The organism is Longispora albida DSM 44784, assembly GCF_000379825.1.
Lineage (GTDB): Bacteria > Actinomycetota > Actinomycetes > Mycobacteriales > Micromonosporaceae > Longispora > Longispora albida.
Genome location: NZ_KB903833.1, coordinates 461736 through 479434, shown reverse-complemented (window position 1 = coordinate 479434; position 17699 = coordinate 461736). Strand labels below are relative to the sequence as shown.

At 70.8% G+C, this 17699-nt stretch carries 16 protein-coding genes; 6 read left to right on the top strand and 10 right to left on the bottom strand.

What is annotated here, in order from left to right; all coding sequences use genetic code 11:
- Positions 1–72: 72 nt before the first annotated feature.
- Positions 73–456, bottom strand: a complete 384-nt coding sequence (locus A3G1_RS0119865; protein ID WP_018351236.1) for a hypothetical protein — start codon at positions 454–456, stop codon at positions 73–75.
- Positions 457–566: 110 nt separating this feature from the next.
- On the opposite strand from A3G1_RS0119865, the gene A3G1_RS0119860 reads away from it, so the two are divergent.
- The gene (locus A3G1_RS0119860) at positions 567–1418 is read left to right on the top strand and encodes a 3-hydroxyacyl-CoA dehydrogenase family protein (protein WP_018351235.1); all 852 of its coding nucleotides are present in this window, start codon (positions 567–569) and stop codon (positions 1416–1418) included.
- A gap of 124 nt (positions 1419–1542) precedes the next feature.
- Positions 1543–2820 (top strand): MFS transporter, encoded by a 1278-nt coding sequence (locus tag A3G1_RS0119855; protein WP_018351234.1) that lies wholly within the window; start codon positions 1543–1545, stop codon positions 2818–2820.
- Here the strand turns inward: A3G1_RS0119855 and A3G1_RS0119850 are convergent.
- The gene (locus tag A3G1_RS0119850) at positions 2762–3553 is read right to left on the bottom strand and encodes an ABC transporter permease (RefSeq protein ID WP_018351233.1); all 792 of its coding nucleotides are present in this window, start codon (positions 3551–3553) and stop codon (positions 2762–2764) included. The genes A3G1_RS0119855 and A3G1_RS0119850 overlap by 59 nt on opposite strands.
- Complete coding sequence (locus A3G1_RS0119845) at positions 3550–4389, bottom strand: ABC transporter ATP-binding protein (RefSeq protein WP_085985718.1); 840 nt, start codon at positions 4387–4389, stop codon at positions 3550–3552. Before A3G1_RS0119845 ends, A3G1_RS0119850 begins: the two co-directional genes overlap by 4 nt.
- Before the next feature lie 199 nt (positions 4390–4588).
- Here A3G1_RS0119845 and A3G1_RS0119840 point away from each other — a divergent pair, with 199 nt between their 5' ends.
- The 4 genes from A3G1_RS0119840 to A3G1_RS0119825 all read left to right on the top strand — a co-directional run bounded on the left by A3G1_RS0119840 (position 4589) and on the right by A3G1_RS0119825 (position 8404).
- Positions 4589–4900, top strand: a complete 312-nt coding sequence (locus A3G1_RS0119840; protein WP_018351231.1) for an STAS domain-containing protein — start codon at positions 4589–4591, stop codon at positions 4898–4900.
- A 77-nt stretch (positions 4901–4977) separates the two neighbouring features.
- Positions 4978–6921, top strand: coding sequence for a methylmalonyl-CoA mutase family protein (locus A3G1_RS0119835; RefSeq protein ID WP_018351230.1), 1944 nt, complete (start codon positions 4978–4980; stop codon positions 6919–6921).
- 64 nt (positions 6922–6985) lie between these two features.
- Positions 6986–7669 carry an HAD-IA family hydrolase gene (locus tag A3G1_RS0119830; RefSeq protein ID WP_083937000.1) on the top strand — a complete coding sequence of 228 codons (684 nt, stop codon included), beginning with the start codon at positions 6986–6988 and terminating at the stop codon, positions 7667–7669.
- A 213-nt stretch (positions 7670–7882) separates the two neighbouring features.
- Positions 7883–8404 carry a peptide deformylase gene (locus A3G1_RS0119825; RefSeq protein ID WP_040478848.1) on the top strand — a complete coding sequence of 174 codons (522 nt, stop codon included), beginning with the start codon at positions 7883–7885 and terminating at the stop codon, positions 8402–8404.
- Positions 8405–8644: 240 nt separating this feature from the next.
- Here A3G1_RS0119825 and A3G1_RS38775 read toward each other — a convergent pair whose 3' ends face one another.
- From A3G1_RS38775 to A3G1_RS0119790, 7 genes are all read right to left on the bottom strand, one after another.
- Entirely contained in the window at positions 8645–11230 is a 2586-nt protein-coding gene (locus A3G1_RS38775; RefSeq protein WP_157641233.1) for a hypothetical protein, read from the bottom strand.
- Positions 11231–11380: 150 nt separating this feature from the next.
- Positions 11381–12280 (bottom strand): helix-turn-helix domain-containing protein, encoded by a 900-nt coding sequence (locus tag A3G1_RS35730; protein WP_211216345.1) that lies wholly within the window; start codon positions 12278–12280, stop codon positions 11381–11383.
- A 43-nt stretch (positions 12281–12323) separates the two neighbouring features.
- Positions 12324–12986: a hypothetical protein gene (locus A3G1_RS0119810; RefSeq protein WP_018351225.1), complete on the bottom strand. Its 663-nt coding sequence runs from the start codon at positions 12984–12986 to the stop codon at positions 12324–12326.
- Positions 12986–15550 (bottom strand): FtsK/SpoIIIE domain-containing protein, encoded by a 2565-nt coding sequence (locus A3G1_RS0119805; protein WP_018351224.1) that lies wholly within the window; start codon positions 15548–15550, stop codon positions 12986–12988. Before A3G1_RS0119805 ends, A3G1_RS0119810 begins: the two co-directional genes overlap by 1 nt.
- 27 nt (positions 15551–15577) lie before the next feature.
- On the bottom strand, positions 15578–16426 hold the full coding sequence (locus A3G1_RS0119800; protein ID WP_018351223.1) for a hypothetical protein: 849 nt from the start codon (positions 16424–16426) through the stop codon (positions 15578–15580).
- Between the two features lie 15 nt (positions 16427–16441).
- Positions 16442–16702 carry a hypothetical protein gene (locus A3G1_RS0119795; protein WP_018351222.1) on the bottom strand — a complete coding sequence of 87 codons (261 nt, stop codon included), beginning with the start codon at positions 16700–16702 and terminating at the stop codon, positions 16442–16444.
- Between the two features lie 103 nt (positions 16703–16805).
- Positions 16806–17696 carry a polysaccharide deacetylase family protein gene (locus A3G1_RS0119790; protein ID WP_245563532.1) on the bottom strand — a complete coding sequence of 297 codons (891 nt, stop codon included), beginning with the start codon at positions 17694–17696 and terminating at the stop codon, positions 16806–16808.
- Between the last annotated feature and the right edge of the window lie 3 nt (positions 17697–17699).

Sequence of the window (17699 nt, the reverse complement as noted above, 5' to 3'; positions counted from 1 at the left end):
CCGCGGTTCGCTTTGCGCGGAGGCCCCCTGGGGCGGGAGCGCAAAGGGAACCAGACGGAGCGGGCAGCCCAACTAACCCAATACACGCCGAGCGTGGTCGAGTTCGTCGTCGAAGACGAGGACCCGGATCCGCCCGTCGCCCTCGATCACGACCGTGGTCCGGATGTTGCACAGCGCCAGGGCGTCGCGCAGCGCGTCGGCCGCCGCGGGCCCGTCGACGATCGCGACGTCCTTGAGCAGGCCGTAGTCCCGGGAGTCGGTGTCCGTGTCGTCCTCGCCGTACGGGTCCGGCGTTGGCCACGGTGAGCCGTCCCACGCGGCCCACGGGGCGTCGCTCTCCGCCGCGGAGCGCTGCTCCGAGCGGAACGCCCACAACAGTGTCAGCGCGAGGCCACCGAGGACCGCGACTGCGATCAGCGGGCCTGCGATCAGAGTGAGGCTCTCCGACCCTTCCACGGGCTCAGTGTGACACTCTAGTCACTCTTCGCGCAGGCACTCGGCCACCTGAATGACCGTTCAGTACGCAGAATAGGCTGCGGGCAATCCAATGGAGAAGGAGTGACGACATGGCGGGACAGCTCGCGGTGATCGGCGCCGGGCTGATGGGCTCCGGCATCGCCCAGGTCGCGGCGCAGGCCGGCTGGCAGGTGACCCTGCGGGACCTGACCAAGGAATCCGCTGCTCGCGGGCTGGCGGGCATCGAGAGCTCGCTGGCCAAGTTCGCGGCCAAGGGCAAGATCTCCGAGGACGAGGCCGCCGCGGCCCTCGGCCGGATCACCACCACGACGGAACTCGGCGACGCCGCCGGTGCCGACATCGTGGTCGAGGCAGTCTTCGAGCAGCTCGACGTCAAGCAGGAGCTGTTCAGGGCGCTGGACAAGATCTGCAAGCCGGGCGCGGTGCTGGCCACCAACACCTCGGCCATCCCGATCACCCAGATCGCCGCGGTCACCGAGCGCCCGGAGTGGGTGGTCGGCACGCACTTCTTCTCGCCGGTGCCGATGATGAAGCTCTGCGAGCTGGTCCGGGGCTACAAGACCTCCGACGAGGCGCTGGCCATCGCCCGCGCCTTCGCCGAGGAGATCGGCAAGACCTGCATCGTGGTCAACCGGGACACCGGCGGCTTCGTCACCACCCGGCTGATCTGCGCGCTGGTCATGGAGGCCGTCAAGCTCGTCGAGACGGGCGTGGTGAGCGCCGAGGACCTCGACATCGCCTGCAAGCTCGGCTTCGGTCACGCGATGGGCCCGCTGGCCACCACCGACCTGACCGGCGTCGACATCCTCACGCACGCGACGCAGAACATCTTCAACGAGACCAACGACTCCAAGTTCTTCCCGCCGGAGCTGCTCCAGCGCATGATCGCGGCCGGCGACCTCGGCCGGAAGTCCGGCAAGGGCTTCTACGAGTACCAGTAACCCCCGCTTCGCCTGAATCCCGGCCTCCCTCACCAGGGCGGCCGGGATTTTTGCGTGCCCGCCGAGGCATGTGACGCCAAAATGACTCTTGATTTCGGCGGTACTCTGATGTCAGAGTGACGTCATGCAGCGACAGCACCTCTCCCTCCTCCTGCGGCGTGACTTCGCGCTGCTGTGGTTCGCCGGGCTGATCTCGATGGCCGGCGACTGGATGCTCCGGATCGCCCTGCCGATCTACGTCCTCAAGCTCACCGGCTCCCCGGCGCACGTCGCGGGGATCATCGCGGCGAGTACGTTGCCCCGGCTGTTCCTCGCGCCCTTCGCCGGCGTGTTCGTGGACCGCTGGGACCGGCGCCGGATCATGGTGACGATCAGCGTGCTCCAGGCGCTCGCCGTGCTGCCTCTGGTTCTCGTGCACAGCGCCGGTACCGTGCCGATCGCCTACGGCGTGGCCTTCGCGGAGGCCGTGCTGGTGCTGTTCTTCGTCCCGGCGGAGGGCGCGCTGCTGCCCCGGCTGATCGGCGACGGTGACCTGACGGCGGCCAACTCGCTGAACTCGCTGAACAACAACCTCGCCCGGCTGGTCGGCCCGGCGCTGGGCGGGTTCATGGCCGCGCTGGTCGGGCTGTCAGGCGCCGCGGTGTTCGACGCCGTGACCTTCGCCGTGGCGGCGGTACTGATCGCGCTGATCAGGGGCACGCACCGGGCCGGACGCGAGCCCGGCGAGGAACAGGGCTTCCGGGCTGAGCTGGCCGGCGGGTTCCGGCTGATCGGCGGGAGCCGGACGCTGGCGGGCGTGCTGACCCTGATCACCGTGACCGCTGTCGGGGAGGGCGTGATGGGCTCGGCCTTCGCGTTCTTCGTGCAGGACGCGCTGCACGGCGGGGCGGCGGAGCTGGGCTACGTGATGTCGGCGCAGGCGGTCGGCGGGATCGCCGGCGGGCTGCTCGGCGGCTGGATCGGCTCGCGGGTCGCCCCGCTGCGCCTGGTGACCGTGTGCACGGTGCTGTTCGGGCTGATCGACCTCGCGATCTTCAACCTGCCGAGGCTCACCGCGGAACTGTGGCCGCAGCTCCTGCTGTTCGCCCTGGTCGGCGTGCCGGGCGCGCTGATGTTCGCCGGGCTGATGGCGATGATCCAGGGCAGCACGCCTGACCGGTTCATGGGCAGGGTGTTCGCCGTGGCCACCGGGCTGATGTCGCTGGCGGTGCTGATCGGCGCCGGGCTGGCCGCCCTGTTCACCGAGCGGATCGGCGTGATCGAGATCCTGACGATCCAGGGCGCCGGCTACGTCGTGGGCGGCCTGCTGTTCGGCGCGGTGCTGCGGGGTACGACGCCGGCGGTCAGCCGTCCCGCCGAGTCGTCCACCGGAACGTCAGAAGACACAGCGCTAGCCCGATGACGACCCACGCGGCCAGGACCAGGGCGACCTTGCCCAGTTCCCAGCTGCCGGCCGCCTCGTGGGCCGCGTAGGACTCGGGCAGGAACACCGAGCGCATGCCCTGGCACATCCACTTGAGCGGGAACAGGGCAGCGACCTGCTGCATCCAGTGCGGCAGCGACGTGAAGACGAAGTACACGCCGGAGACGAACTGGAAGACCAGCGCGATCGGCGTGACCACGGCTGAGGCGCCGCGTCCCGTGCTCACCAGCGAGGACGCGGCGATGCCCAGCAGCGTGCAGCCGGTGATGCCGAGGACGAACACCCACGCGAAGGTCAGCCACTTCATCGGGTCGGCCGGCAGCGTGGTACCCGTGAAGAGGACGGCGTAGGCGAGCAGCAGCGCCGTGCACAGCGCGCCGATCGCCAGCACCATCAGGATCTTGCCGGCGAAGTACGAGGCCTTCGGCATCGGGGTGCCCGCCAGCCGCTTGAGGACGCCACGGTCGCGTTCCATCGGGATCTGCATCCCGAGCCCCTGGAAGCCGGTGGCCATCAGCCCGGCCGCGATCATGCCGGTCAGGATGTACTGGCTGTAGCGCACGCCGGGGGCCAGCTCGCCCGGGTAGATCAGGCTGAAGATCGTGACCATGATGATCGGGAAGCCGAGGGTGAAGACCACCGACTCCCGGCTGCGCAGGAACTGCTTGATCTCCAGCCGGCCACGGCGGACCCCGAGGGTGAGTACGTTCACGCGATCAGCTCCAGGTAGACGTCTTCGAGGGTCGGCCGGGTCACGGTGAGCTGCGGGATCTCCCCGCCCAGCTCCCCGGACAGCCGGGCGACGAACTCGGTCGGCGTGGCCGTCTCCTCAGCGCGGGGTCCGGACGGGCCCAGCCAGCGCACGGTCGCCGGCCTGCTGGTCCGGTTACCCAGCCCGGCCGGGGTGTCCACCGCGACGATCCGGCCAGCGGTGATCACGCCGACCCGGTCGGCCAGGGCCTCCGCCTCGTCCAGGTAGTGCGTGGTGAGGACGATGGTCGTACCGGCCTCCGCCAGCCCGCGGATCAGCCCCCAGAACTCCTGCCGGGCCTGCGGGTCGAAGCCGGTGGTCGGCTCGTCGAGGAACAGCAGCTCAGGACGCCCGATCACGCCGAGCGCCACGTCGAGCCGCCGCCGCTGCCCGCCGGACAGGGTCCTGGCCCGGGCCTTGCGCTTGCCGGTGAGCCCGACCAGCTCCATGAGCCGTTCCGGGTCGTCGGGGTGCGGGTAGTACCCGGCGAAGTGGGTGAGGACCTCCTCGACGGTGAGTTCCTCGAACTCGCCCGTGCTCTGCAGCACGACGCCGATCCGGGCCCGCCAGGCGGGGTTCGCCCTGTCCGGGTCGGTACCGAGGACGCTGACCTCGCCGGAGTCGCGGCGGCGGAAGCCTTCGAGGATCTCGACGGTCGTCGTCTTGCCAGCGCCGTTCGGCCCCAGGAGGGCGAAAACCTCCCCGGTGGCCACGCTCAGGTCGAGGCCAGCGACGGCAGGCTGGGATTTATACGACTTTCTGAGATCTCGTACTTGTATTGCAACTTCACCAGGCACGTCAGACACTATGCCGGAGAGGCTTCCTGCTACTTCGGGTGGAGGTCCAGATCAGTTCGGGGGATGACGCCCCTGGCCGTCCGGCCTGGCAGGGTTCAGGTGAACCGTCAGGCACGGGCCGCGCGTCTATCTGGTGAGCAGTTGCCGGCGCGCCGATCTTTCAGTGAAGAGGCGGCAACGACAGATCAGGGGGGATCACATGCTGGGTCAGGTCTTCGGGGGCGAGCGGGTCAGCCTGGCGGGCCGCGTGGACGCCCAGACCGTCGCACGGGTCAGGGAGAAGCTGGACAGCGCCATCGCGCTGGGCGACGGGCCGCTCGTCGTCGAGCTGGCGAGGGTGGACATCATCGATGCCACCGGCCTGGGCATGCTGGTCGCCGCGCAGCAGCGGGCGGTCAGGGCCGGGCGCCGGATCGTGCTCAGCGGCACGCCGGAGAGGTTCGCCCGCCTGCTGCGGGTCACCCGGCTCGACCGGGTGCTTCCCGACGAGGCGGCACTGGCCGCGGCGTAGCCTCGTAACCAAGATCTCTTCCACCGTGACGAGTGTCACGGCCCACAGCTTAATTACCGTTCAGTAGAGTCTGGCGCATGGCTGACCGTCCCTGGCTGATGCGGACCTACGCGGGGCACTCCTCGCCGGCCCGGAGCAACGCGCTGTTCCGGACCAACCTGGCGAAGGGGCAGACCGGGCTCTCGGTCGCCTTCGACCTGCCCACGCAGACCGGCTACGACCCCGACCACGAACTCGCTCGCGGCGAGGTCGGCCGGGTGGGGGTGCCGGTCGCGCACCTCGGCGACATGCACGCGCTGTTCGACGGCATCGACCTCGCCGCCGCGAACACCTCCATGACCATCAACGCGCCTGCCATGTGGCTGTTCGCGCTGTATGTCACTGCCGCGGGCGGCGACGCGAGCCGGCTCGCCGGCACGACCCAGAACGACATCATCAAGGAGTACCTGTCGCGGGGTACCCACATCTTCCCGCCCGGCCCCTCGCTGCGGCTCACGGCGGATCTCGTCGCCTGGTCGGTGCGCCACGCCCCCAAGTGGAACCCGATGAACGTCTGCTCGTACCACCTCCAGGAGGCCGGGGCGACCCCGGTGCAGGAGGTCGCCTACGCGCTGGCCACCGCGATCGCGATCCTCGACGAGGTACGGTCCCGGGCCGAGGTCGAGGACTTCACGGCCGTCGTCCAGCGGATCTCCTTCTTCGTCAACGCCGGGGTGCGGTTCGTCGAGGAGATGTGCAAGATGCGCGCCTTCGGCCAGCTGTGGGACGAGATCACCAGCGAGCGGTACGGGATCACGGACCCGAAGGCCCGCCGGCTCCGGTACGGCGTGCAGGTCAACTCGCTCGGCCTGACCGAGGCGCAGCCGGAGAACAACGTCGCCCGGATCGTCCTCGAGCTGCTCGGCGTGACCCTGTCGAAGGACGCGCGGGCCCGTGCCGTCCAGCTCCCGGCCTGGAACGAGGCGCTCGGCCTGCCCCGGCCCTGGGACCAGCAGTGGAGCCTGCGCATCCAGCAGATCCTCGCCTTCGAGTCCGACCTGCTCCAGTACGAGGACCTGTTCGCCGGGTCGCACGTCGTGGAGGCGAAGACGGCGGAGATCGCCGAGGGTGCCCGCGCCGAGCTGGGCCGGGTACTGGAGATGGGCGGCGTGGTGGCGGCCGTCGAGTCCGGGTACCTGAAGAGCGCCCTGGTCTCCTCGCACGCCGAGCGGCGGCGCAGGCTGGAGACCGGCGAGGAGACCGTCGTCGGCGTCAACAAGTACACCGAGACGGAGCCGAGCCCGCTGACCGCAGCCGGGGCGGCGCCGATCGTGCAGGTCGACCCGGCCGTGGAGGAGGCGGCTGTCGCCTCGCTCGCGGAGTGGCGCGCGGCCCGCGACCAGGTGGCCGTGGACGAGGCGCTGGCGGAGCTGCGGCGCGCGGCGGGTACCGAAGAAAATCTTGTGCCTGCGTCCCTGGCCTGTGCCCAGGCGGGCGTCACGACGGGTGAGTGGGCAGCGGCCCTGCGCGAGGTCTTCGGCGAATACCGGGCACCCACCGGCATCGCGGGCGTGAGTGCCGACGCGGCGGGCCTGGCCGAGGTCCGGGCGCGCGTCGCGCAGACCGCGAAGGATCTCGGCGGGCGCAAGCTCCGGCTGCTGCTCGGCAAGCCGGGCCTCGACGGGCACTCCAACGGCGTCGAGCAGATCGCCGTCCGGGCCCGTGACGCCGGCTTCGAGGTCATCTACCAGGGCATCCGGCTCACCCCGGCCCAGGTGGCCGCAGCGGCGATCGAGGAGGACGCCGACCTGATCGGGCTGTCCATCCTGTCCGGGGCGCACCTGCGGGCGGTCGCCGACGTGCTCGGCCAGCTCGGCGACGCCGACATCCCGGTGATCGTGGGCGGGATCATCCCGCCGGAGGACGAGGCCGAGCTGCTGGCCTCGGGTGTGGCCAGGGTGTTCACGCCGAAGGACTACGCGCTCACCGACATCATCAACGAGCTCGTGACCGTCGTCCGGGAAGCCAACAACCTGCCATAGCTCCAAAGTGGGATTCCGGCTGCCAGTAATTCCGGCAATTGCGGGTGTAACGTAACTCCGCGTCATTCACTCATGCCTATGGGTACAGACAAGTGCCCTGGGCTGCCGGACACTGCGGAAGTATGGTCCTGCGCTAGCCGGTGTCCTTTTCGACCTCGATGGCACCCTTGTGGACAGTGAATCTGTCTGGGATGACGTGTACTGCGAGCTGGCCGGGCGGGCACTGCCCCCCGAGCTGCTCAGCCGGACGGACGGCCTCGACGTCCGCTCGGCGCTCCGCATCGTCCACGCCGAGCTCGGCTGGCCGATGACGGCCGCCTCCTCCAGCGCCGACTGGGTCGAGCGCCGGGTGGCCGAGCTGCTGGCCGACGCCCGCTGGCTGCCCGGCGCCGCCGAGCTGCTGGCTGAGCTGCGCTCGGCCGGCGTGCCGACGGCCCTGGTCACCGCCACGCGGCGCCGGGTGGTGTCCTCGATCCCCGGGCTCGGCGGCTTCGCGGTGATGGTGTGCGGCGACGACGTACCGGAGGGCAAGCCGCACCCCGGCCCGTACCGCTCGGCGGTCCGCCAGCTCGGCGTCGCCGCCGACCGGTGCGTGGCGGTCGAGGACACGGTGATCGGGGCGGCGAGCGCAGCCGGGGCCGGCTGCGCGGTGCTGCTGGCGGCGGAGGAGCCGGCCGGCGGGTACGCCTGGCGGGCCAGCCTCGCTGGCGTCGACGCCGCGTACCTGCGGGGCCTGCTGCCCCGATAGATCCTGTGTCCTTTGTGGTGGGACGGCCCGCCGGCCGCAAGTCCTCGTGCGGCGGCCCCGGCGGGCCGGAGGATGTCCATAGTCATCCCGGCAGATGGACAGATCGCTTGTCGGACATGACCGAAGGGCGGGCAGCATAGGATCATCTCGCCCGGCTCCGAAGATCGCCGGTCAGCACGAGGGGGAGCGGGGCCGGTGACGATCGTCCAAGCCATGACTGATCTGGGAATCGTCCAAATTGGAGCACCGGAGCTCGTCGTCCCCGCCCGGCCGCTCCGGCTCCCCAGAGAGGCCGCGCTGGCCCTGGACATCGAGGCCGAGCTCGTCGCGGCTGCCGGCGAGGTCCAGGCCTTGCACGACTTCGCCAACGGGATGGGCATCGCCGCCACCCAGATCGGCTACGGCTACGCCGCCTGCGTCGTGCGGAGCCGCGAGGGCGAGTACCTGACGTTCTTCAACCCCCGGGTCGTCGACGCCTCCGTGGACTGCGACGAGCAGTACGAGGGCTGCCTGAGCTTCTTCGACGTGCGCGGCCTGGTGCCGAGGCCGGTACGGATCACGGTCGTGCACACCGGCCTAGACGGCGAGGAGCTCAAGACCGAGTGCGGCCCCGGCCTGGCCCGGCTGGTCGCCCACGAACTGGACCACCTGGAAGGCCGCCTGTACCTGTCACACCTGCGCACCCCGGTGATGGGCATCGAGGAGTACCAGAAAATCAGGCGACCCTGGAGCTGAAGCTTCCCCGAAGCCTCAGCCACTATCTGGCCTGGCCAAAGCCACTACCGGCCTGACCAAGACCACTACCGGTCTGACCGAAGCCACCACCGGTCTGACCGTGAAGCGCCGGCAGACGTCGCGCGGGTAACGGCGGCCGGGCACGGGTTGGGTGGAGACGCCCTGGTTCGCTTTGTGCTCCGGCCCCCAGGCCGGAGCACAAAGGGAACCTGCCGGAGAGGGCAGCTCACCCAACCCCGGCTACACAGCTAGTTCCAGGTGGTAGCAGTTGTTGTTCGGTTCGATGATGTGGTGGCTGAGCCGGCCAGCGACGGCGTTGATGAACAACCCGCCGTTGCCGTTGAAGGCCGCCATGCCCACGTCGACCACGTTGCGGACGGCCGGGTCCGCGCAGTGCCGGGACACGTTGCTCGGGCCCTGGGCGTTGATCTCGTTGACCATCGCCGCCTGGACCGTGGCCGCGTTCTGGTTGATCTGGGCCAGCGTCATGCCCGCCGTCGCCGCCGTGAACCGGTTGACCACGGCGTCGCCGGCCGCGGCGTACATGTTCAGCTGGGTCTGGGTGTTCTGGGCGACGGTGTGCCCCGGGTTCACCAGGTTGTTGAACATGGCGCGGGCCTGGTCCTCCGGGCTGCGTGCCGTGCTGGTGATGGTGGCGTTGGCCTGACCGGCCGCGCGCAGCCCGTCCTTGACGATGTCGCGCATCGCCGCTCCGACCGCCCCGGCGTTGGCCTGCGCGCCGAAGTTGATCACGACATCGGCCAGTGCGCCGACCCTGGTCGGGCTGCTGGTGGCGATCAGGTGGGTCGTGCCGGCCGGGTCACCGGCCAGCGTGTTGCCGGCGATGTGGACCGGGCCGTGCGCGCCGGGGGCGGTGCCTGCCGGGACGGTGTGCGTGAAGACCGCGCCGCCGATCCGGTTGGCGTAGCCGGCGCCGTTGGCGAAGTGCACGTTGATGGTGCCGGCCTGCTCCAGCGGCTCGTCACCCTCCACCGTGTACCGGAGGTTGAGCCCGCCCTGCGTGTTGTTCCACGTCAGCGTGGGCCGGATCCGGTCGCGGACCTCCTCGACGAAGTCGACGACCACATAGGACGGCAGGAACCCGTCGCCGACGTTGGCCACGCCGAGGTCGACCTGCACGGTGTCGCCGGCGTTCGACACGTCGAGCGTGACGTCCTGCCACTGGGTCGCGCCGCTGCCGTAGTCGAAGGCGCCGAGGCCGAGGCCGTTCATGCTGTTCGCCTCGGAGGACGCGCCGCCACCCACCTGGGTGCGCAGCGAGACCCGGAAGTAGTCGTTGAACTGGCTGCCGTAGTAGCCGCCCGGTACCTCGGTCGTGATGAACCGGTACCGGATGCGCAGCGCCGTCACGTCCTCGTCCAGCTGGAACGTGCGCGAGACCGACTGCTCGCCCTGGCCGCCGGTACCGAGGGTCAGGTCCTTGTCGACGACCGGGTCGTCGGTGCCCGGGCCCTCCAGCGGGGCGATGCCCTCGGTGCGTTCGCTGGCCGGGGCGGTCAGGCCGGCGAACGGGATGCCCTCGACGTGCGGCTTGATCGCGACGGGGGCTCCGCCGACGGCCCAGCCCTCGGTACCGAGGCTGAAGTCGTTGTTCTTGACGGTGCTGGGCGTGCCGAAGCCGCGCAGCTTCACCGTCACCGTGCCCTGGCCGGCGAAGATGCCGATCGTGCCGAACCGGTTGCTGCTGGCCTTCGCCGTGATGAGCACCGTACGGGACGGGACGTTGCCGAACGTGTGCTGGCCTGCGGTCGTCTGCGTCTCGGCGTACACGTCCTGGTCGTCGGTGAGGCTGACCCGGATCGTCACCGGGTCACTCACCGGCACCCCGGCCTCGTCCACCACCCTGACCAGCAGGTTCCGCGAGCCGGCCCACACGGTGCTGGTGTGGTAGACCTTGCGGCCGGCCTGGTCGATGCCGGTGAACGAGATGTCGTTGCGGCCGTCGGCGAGCACCTGGCCCGTCGTGCTGATCCGCCCCGGCGTGACCGCGAGCCCCGAGGCGGGGATCTTGGTCGTGTTCACCTTCAGCGCGGCCTCGGTGGCCTCCGGGTGGAACTGGGTGCCGGTGAGGTCGAAGTTCAGCGCGGCGGTCCGCGGGTTGAACCCGGCCGGCGTCACGCCGTCCAGCGCCAGCGCGTTCGGCGGGAGCGCCTGGTCCAGCGGGTTCACCGGAGTGAGGCGCAGCTGCGTCGCCGCCCCCAGGTTGCTGCTGGCGAGCTGCACGTCCGTGCTGGTGACGACGCCGTTGCGGTCGGCGTCCACCCACACGGTGTACCGGGCCTCGCCCGGCCGGGCACCCCGCGCCGCGTCGATCGCGGCCACGTCGTCCGCGCCGACCTCGAAGTCACCGTTCACGTCGCCGATCAGGTACGCGGCGATCTCGTACTTCCCGGCCGTCTTCCGGTTGGCCTGCACCGCGACCTGGTACCCGTCGCCGGGGCACAGCGTCGCGTACGTGAAGCTGGACATGCTGCCGGTCGTGTTGAGCTGCTGGCCGCCCAGCTCGTCGGTGGCCGGCCCGTCCGTACGCCGGACGCGGATGATGCCCGGGTCCAGGCCGCTGCCGGCCGGGGCCTCGGCGGAGAAGCCCACGATGACGTCGCCGCGGGCGTTGGCGGTGTGCTCGGACGGCGCGAGGGTGAAGGCCCGCTTGTCCTGGTCGTTATAGGTCGCCAGCTCGCCGGTGATGACCGAGAAGACCGGCGTGCCGGTCCGGTCGACCACAGGCTCGGCCGCACTGGCGAGCGCTGGGATCCCGACGATGGCGAAGGAGAGCGGGATAAGGGCAGAAAGGAAACGTTTCACGGATACTCCCGAGTTGCCGTGATAGTCGTGACCGGCACGCTAGCGAGTTTCCACAGTGGACACTGTCGGATCGAGGACTTCCGATGGTCACGTGAGACAGGTGTGAGACACCCCGGAACAAGCTCAGGACAACCCCGGACGGTCTGCTGATCAGGCTCGCGAGTCGACCTCGCGCGATGCGTGGCCAGGGACAGCGAAGGACCACTCGAACCGGTACCTGGCGTGCAGGGGCGGGGAGGCCGTGTCGAAGCTGTAGTCGATGAACTCGCCCTCACGGGTGCTGTCGATCAGGCTCACCGGCGCGCCCCGCGAGCTGGTCATCAGCATCTCCATGCCCCACACCTTCGGGTCGAGATCCGCGGGGAAGCGCATCTTCACCGTGAGGCGGCTGGTGGGCAGCCGGACGGCCCGCTGGAACCAGGAGCCCCACTTCTCCCGGTTGACCGTGTACGAGTACTCGATCCAGGTGCGCTCGCCGGGATAGAGCGGGAAGCGCCCGGCCGGGTTCTCGAAGAGGAGCCAGATCTCCTTGAGGGCCGCCAGGTCCAGGTTGGCCGTCCAGTCCATGTCGAGGCCGCGGCAGGTGGCCTTGAGGCCCAGCTCGGCCCAGGTGAGCGGCGAGTTGGCCAGCTCGTCGACGGCGATCTTCACGAAGTACCTCGCGACGGGGTCCGCGTGCCCGTTGTAGAGCTGGCGGCGGATGGTCACCCAGTAGCGCTCGCCGTCGTAGCGCATCAGCGCTTCCTCGTGCTCCACCATCAGCTCGCCCGTCAGCCGCTCGGCGGGCGGGGCCGGGACGCTGCGGCGCGGCCGGGAGTCGTCGTAGGCCCGCCACAGGCTGAGCAGCTCGCCCTCGGCGCGCAGCACGTCGTCGGCCCGCCGGGCGAAGTCCTCGGTGGGCCGGTGCCTGCCACTCTCGATGTGGCTGACGTAGGAGGGGTCGAACAGCATGAGCGTGCCGAGCTGCTTTTTGGACAGACCGCGCCGCTCCCGCCAGGCAGTGAGCTCCCGGCGGAACGTTCCCATCGCCTCCTGGGCGGACAACTCCACGTACTCCAGCTTGTCTGGCCGAGCGAAAACTTGCTACCCCGCTTCAGCGGATGAGGAACGTCAGCGCACAGCTCACCACCAAACCCCCGAGAACAGTGAGCGCCACGGTCCCGACACCGGTGCGCTGGCCCCAGAACCGTGCCATTCCGGCCACCACCAGCGGAATTCCCGCGAACGGCGAGGCGAACACCGCCAGCTGGGCCAGGGCGTGTGCCCACAGTTCCTTACCGGATCCCAGGCCGAGGAGGAAGCGGGCGAGTCCGAAAATTGACGCAGCGGCGACTGCTCCAATGAGGACGGCTAGAATCCCGGCGTACCTGACCGGCTCCGGTGACCACTCGCCACGGCGCGCCTTGGCCATCGTGTCCTTCGCCGCCGACAGCAGCGCCTCGGGATCCGTGCCAGCCGGGGCCAGCTGGATCTCCGGGATGTCCGGCAGCTTCTTCGCCGCCCGCCTGCCCACATAGGACCGCGCGTCCCGCCAGACCCGCTCCGCCGTGCTGTCGGCCCGGGCCACCTCCTCGTCGGCGCGGACCTTCGCCTCCCGGGCTCCGGCGACGGCCGCCCGGGCCGACTCCAGCCTGGCCTCGATGCCCTGTACCCCGGCGACGAAGGCCGCGTCGGCTCCCCGCGCCTCAGCGGTGCCGGCCTCCACGGCGGCGGCCACCCGGGCGACCAGGGCCTGGTACTCCACGACAGCGCTCATCAGGCCACCCTGTACGGGATCATGATCTCGGGCAGCCGGTGGTGCGCCCGGTCGAAGAAGAGTGCCCGGTGCTCCCTCGGGTACCAGCTGAGGGTGTTGCCGGCCGGGTACAGCGAGGACATGTCGGAGCCGTGCACGTCCAGCGCCACCCACGCGCCGATCGAGTCGAGCCGGGCCACCTGGCTGCCGGCCCCGCCGAGGTCGTCCTTGAGCCGGGGTACCGAGCGCCACCAGCCCAGCATGTGCGTCCGCGACTCCGGCCCCGACTGGAGGACCCGGCGCATCGCGGGCCGGACGGCCGGGCCAGCCGCGTCCGCCGCGTACACGAAAACGTAGTGCGGCCCTTCGAGGGACAGTGAGATCTCCTCGAACACCGGCCCGATCCGGTCCGTGTGGTACTCCGGCACATGACCCATGCCCATCAGGTGGGCGGCGAGGCTCCCGGCCGTGTCGCGCGCGTCGGGCTCCAGGCAGGCGATGGTGAACCTGGCCGTGCCGGGCGCGTGCTGCCGGCCCAGGGTGATCGCGGCCGAGCCGAGGATCGCGCACGCCTCAGCCAGCCGGGTACCGATGACGGCCAGGTTGCGGCCCGGCGCCCTGGTCATCCGCAGGATCGCCGGCCGGCCCTCGACGTCGATGGTCTCGCCGAGCGAGGCGATCGGCACCGGGCCGGACGGGGTCTCCAGGGGCAGCGGCGGCACCAGGTCGCCGTCGAACAGGCGAGGCTCGGGCAGGTCGGGGGAGCGCATCGACCACAGCCGCTGCTGGAGTTCTTCCCAGACGGCACGGCCACCCGCGTCGGGCACCTGCACGACCCGGTTGGCCGGCAGCGCGCCGGAATCCGGGTTGATCAGGGCGTGGTACCGGGGGATCACGTCGGCCACCAGGTTGTTGTCCGCCATCATCCGGCGGGCCTTCGGCAGCGCGATCCGCAGCGTGAACTGGGAGACCAGCGCCGACCGGCCCCACAGCGCCTCGATGCCGCCGATGTCCTGGCTGGCCAGCACGAGATGGATACCCTGCGACCTGCCGCGCCGGGCCAGGTCCTCCAGCAGGATCACCGCCTCGGTGCTCACCGGGTCACGGCCGGCCCCCAGGAGTACCTGGAACTCGTCGATCACGGCCACGATTCGCGGCCAGCGCCCGCCAGGATCCTCCGCGCGCAGCTCCTCCAGCTTCGTCGCCTCGTGCTCCTTGGCCGCCTCGGCGCGCCTGCGCAGCTCGGCAGCGAGGAACCGCAGCAGCGCCAGGCCGAACTCCCGGTCGGAGTTGACGTTGACGCCGACCAGCTTCACGTGCGGCAGCCAGCTCGGGTCGCGCCGGCCACGGGCGAAGCGGGCGAAGGACACGCCCTCCTTGAAGTCGAGCAGGTACAGCTCCAGCTCGTCGGGGGAGTAGCGGCTGCACAGCGCGCCCAGCCACGCGTACAGCAGGTTGGTCTTGCCGGAGCCGGACGGCCCGCCGACCAGCGCGTGCGGCGGGGCGTCGCCCAGCATGACGTCGACGAGCCGGCCGTCGGCTGCCTCGCCGACCGGAGCGGTCAGCCCGGCGGCCGAGGACTCCGTCCACAGCTTCTCCGGCAGCAGGTCGGCGAAGACGCCCGGGGCCGGGCCAGCCGCGACGACCTCGGCGATCCGCTTGCACGTACCGGTGATCAGCTCGGCGGGCGGCGGCGCGTCGAACACCACCGGCAGCCCGGACACCGTGCCGTCCACGTTCTCCGCCGGCGAGATCGGCACCCCGACGGTGATCAGGTGCACCCCGCACGCCACGCCCGTCCGGGCGATCCGGTCGAGCTGGGCGCGCTGCCGGTCACTCAGGTCGTCGATCCCGTCCCCGATGCTCCCGTCGCCGAGGATCACGACGATCCGCCACGGCTCCGGCCGCCGTCCCGTACTGGCCGCCAGCTCCCGCAGCGAGCCGTACTCCCCGGCGAGCACCGTCTCGTGTATCCGGCGGATCTCCTCCACGACCTCGTCCAGCAGGCCGGTGAGGCTGCCGGGGCCGTAGAAGCTGGCGAGCCCGGCCGGCGACAGCGCAGCGAAGGCCGCCAGGGTACCGCCGAGCTGCTCGGGGTCGTAGACGCTCAGCGTGATGCCGCCCGGCCGGGTGCTGCCGAGCGCGCGCAGCAGCAGCGTCGCGACCAGCGGTACGGCCTGGTCGGGGTCGACGGAGACCGACAGGTGCGCCCGGTCGAGCAGCGGCAGCATCGCGGGGATCTCGCGGGTGAGGTGGCCGACCCGGTACAGCTCGGGGGCCGACCCGCGTTCGGGCTCGGTGACCTCCCAGGACGGCCACGGCGCGTTCTCCGGGCCGACCAGGCCGGTGATCGCGGTCGTGCACTCCTCGATCTCGGCCCTGACCCGCGCGGTACTCGCCCCGCGCCGCGCCTCCCGCTCGGCCTCCAGCTCCGACCGGTGCCCGGCCGCGTCGGCCTCCAGCCCGGCCAGCCGCAGCTCGGCCTCGCGCAGCAGATCGGCAGCGGCCTCCGCCGCCACCCGCGTGGCACCCCTGGCCTGCCCCAGTGCCCGGCCGACCTCGGCGGCGACCGCTGTCCTCTTCACTGTCCCCAGTCCCCGCTCGTGCTCACGTCAGGCTGCTTCCTCGGCGATCCGCAGCGTCTCCGGTGGCCGGCGCAGCGCGGCGAGCAGCGCGCCCACCAGCACCGCGCCGCCGACAGCCGAGTCCACCGGATGCTCGGGCACGCCGTGCGCGCCGTGCGAGGGCTCGGCGTGGCAGGCCCGGCCGAGCAGGATGTCCGGCAGCTGGGCCGGCAGGCCCGGCAGGGCCTTGCTCGTCCACTTGTCCAGCCGTTTGCGCAGCTCCGGCACGTCCTCGGGACGCGGGTCGCGCTGCAGCATCTCCGTGGACAGTTCCTTGAGGATCGGCGCGCACAGCGCGGTCAGCCGCAGGCCCACGGCCGGGCCGGCCTTCGACAGCTCGGCCCGCAGCGGCTTCGGCTGCTCCTGGCGCACCAGGTTCGCCGTCAGGCGCAGCAGGTCGGCCGTGCTCGGCGGCTTGTCGTCCTCTTTCTTCTCCACCGGCTCGTCGAGCATGGTCACCACGTCGATCCGGCTCGCCCACCAGTCGTCCAGGGCAGGTGTCGGCCGGGGTTCCGGTTTCTCCTGCGGCGTGTGCTCGTGGACCTTCTCTTTCACCTGTACCGGCGCGGAGACCGGCACCGCGACCCCCAGCCCGATCGCGAGCTGGTACTCGGCGAGGATCTCCTGCGCCCGGGCCATCGTGGCGTAGGCCTGCTCCAGCCGCGTGGTGGCCGCGGCGAGCTGGGCCAGCCCGATCGAGCGGGACGTGGTGTGCAGGACGTAGCCGAGCAGCCCGGTCGCGGCCTCCACCCGGTCGGCGGCCAGCCTGATCTCTGCCAGCGGGAGCGCGTCTGAGGCGCGGTTGAGGCTGGCGCCCAGTTCCTGGATGACGGACATGCGCTGCCTGCCCGGCTACAGCGTCGCGACGTACTGCTCGGCCTGCTCCACGGCGGCGGCCGTGGCAGCCAGGCACTCCTCGAGTTCGAGGGAGGCCTGGGCGAGCGCGGCGTGGCAGGCCAGTACTGCCTCGTGCCCGCTGCCGTCGAGGGCGATGGACAGCGCGCCCTGCGCCTCGTTCAGCTTCTCCCCGGCAGCTGTCACCACGTCCTGACCCTCGCGGACATGTTCCAGCGCGGTGTCGATCGCGGCCTTGACCTCGGCAACGCTAGCCAACCGGCACCTCCAAGGGTGTGTGAAATCAACTGTCCCAAAATGAACGGTTCCCCGCTACTAACCGCGCCGGACCGGCACCTTTCCGTAGGAGAACTGGCCGGGACTACGCTCCGAGCACCTCGGACAGCGGGGCCGGTTCGAGGCCCTTGGCCCGCAGCCCGGCGATGATCCTCGGCAGGGCCAGGTCGGTGACCGGAGCCGTCACGTCCGTGCAGTGCAGGATCACGACAGAGCCCGGCTTGGCCTGGCTGAGCACGGCGTTGACGATCGCGTCGGCGTTCTTGGCGAACGGGTCGCCGCCGACCACGTCACCGTCCACCACGGTCATGCCGAGCGTGCCGAGCGCGCTCAGCGCGGCCGGGTCGTGGCACAGCCCGGGGAACCGGAAGTACTTTGACTGCCTGCCGCCGAACCCTTCGAGGATCTTCGCCGTCCTCGACACGTCGCCGGCCATCTGGGCTGGCGGGATCTGGCCGAGGTCGTAGCACTTGGGCGTGAAGCCCTTGTGGCTGTAGGAGTGGTTCGCCAGCTCCCAGCCGGTGTTCTTCGCGATCCGCCGGGTGAAGTCCGGGTACTGCTCCATGAACTTGCCGGTCATGAAGAACGTCGCGGGGGCCTTCTGCGCCTCCAGCACGTCGAGCACCCGGGTGTTCGCGTAGGACTTGACCTTGCCGGAGCGCAGGTTGGCCTGCATGGCCTCTGTCAGGTCGGCGTCGAAGGTCAGCGCGACCTTGTTGCCGGACCGGCTGCCGTTGTTCACCACCGGGGCGGGCCTGCCCTTCGGCGCGGCACCCGGCGTACCGCTCGGCACGGGACTCGCCGCCGGGCTGGCCGTCTCCGCGCCCGGCCCGGGCTCAGCGCTGCCCGCCGCGACCGGCGACGGCGCGTTGTTCGCCGGGCGGGACGCTGGCGGGGTCTTCAGCCCGCAGGCGGAGAGCCCGGCGAGGGCGGTGGAAACGGTGATGACCAGTGTCGCGAACTGACGGAGACGCACGAT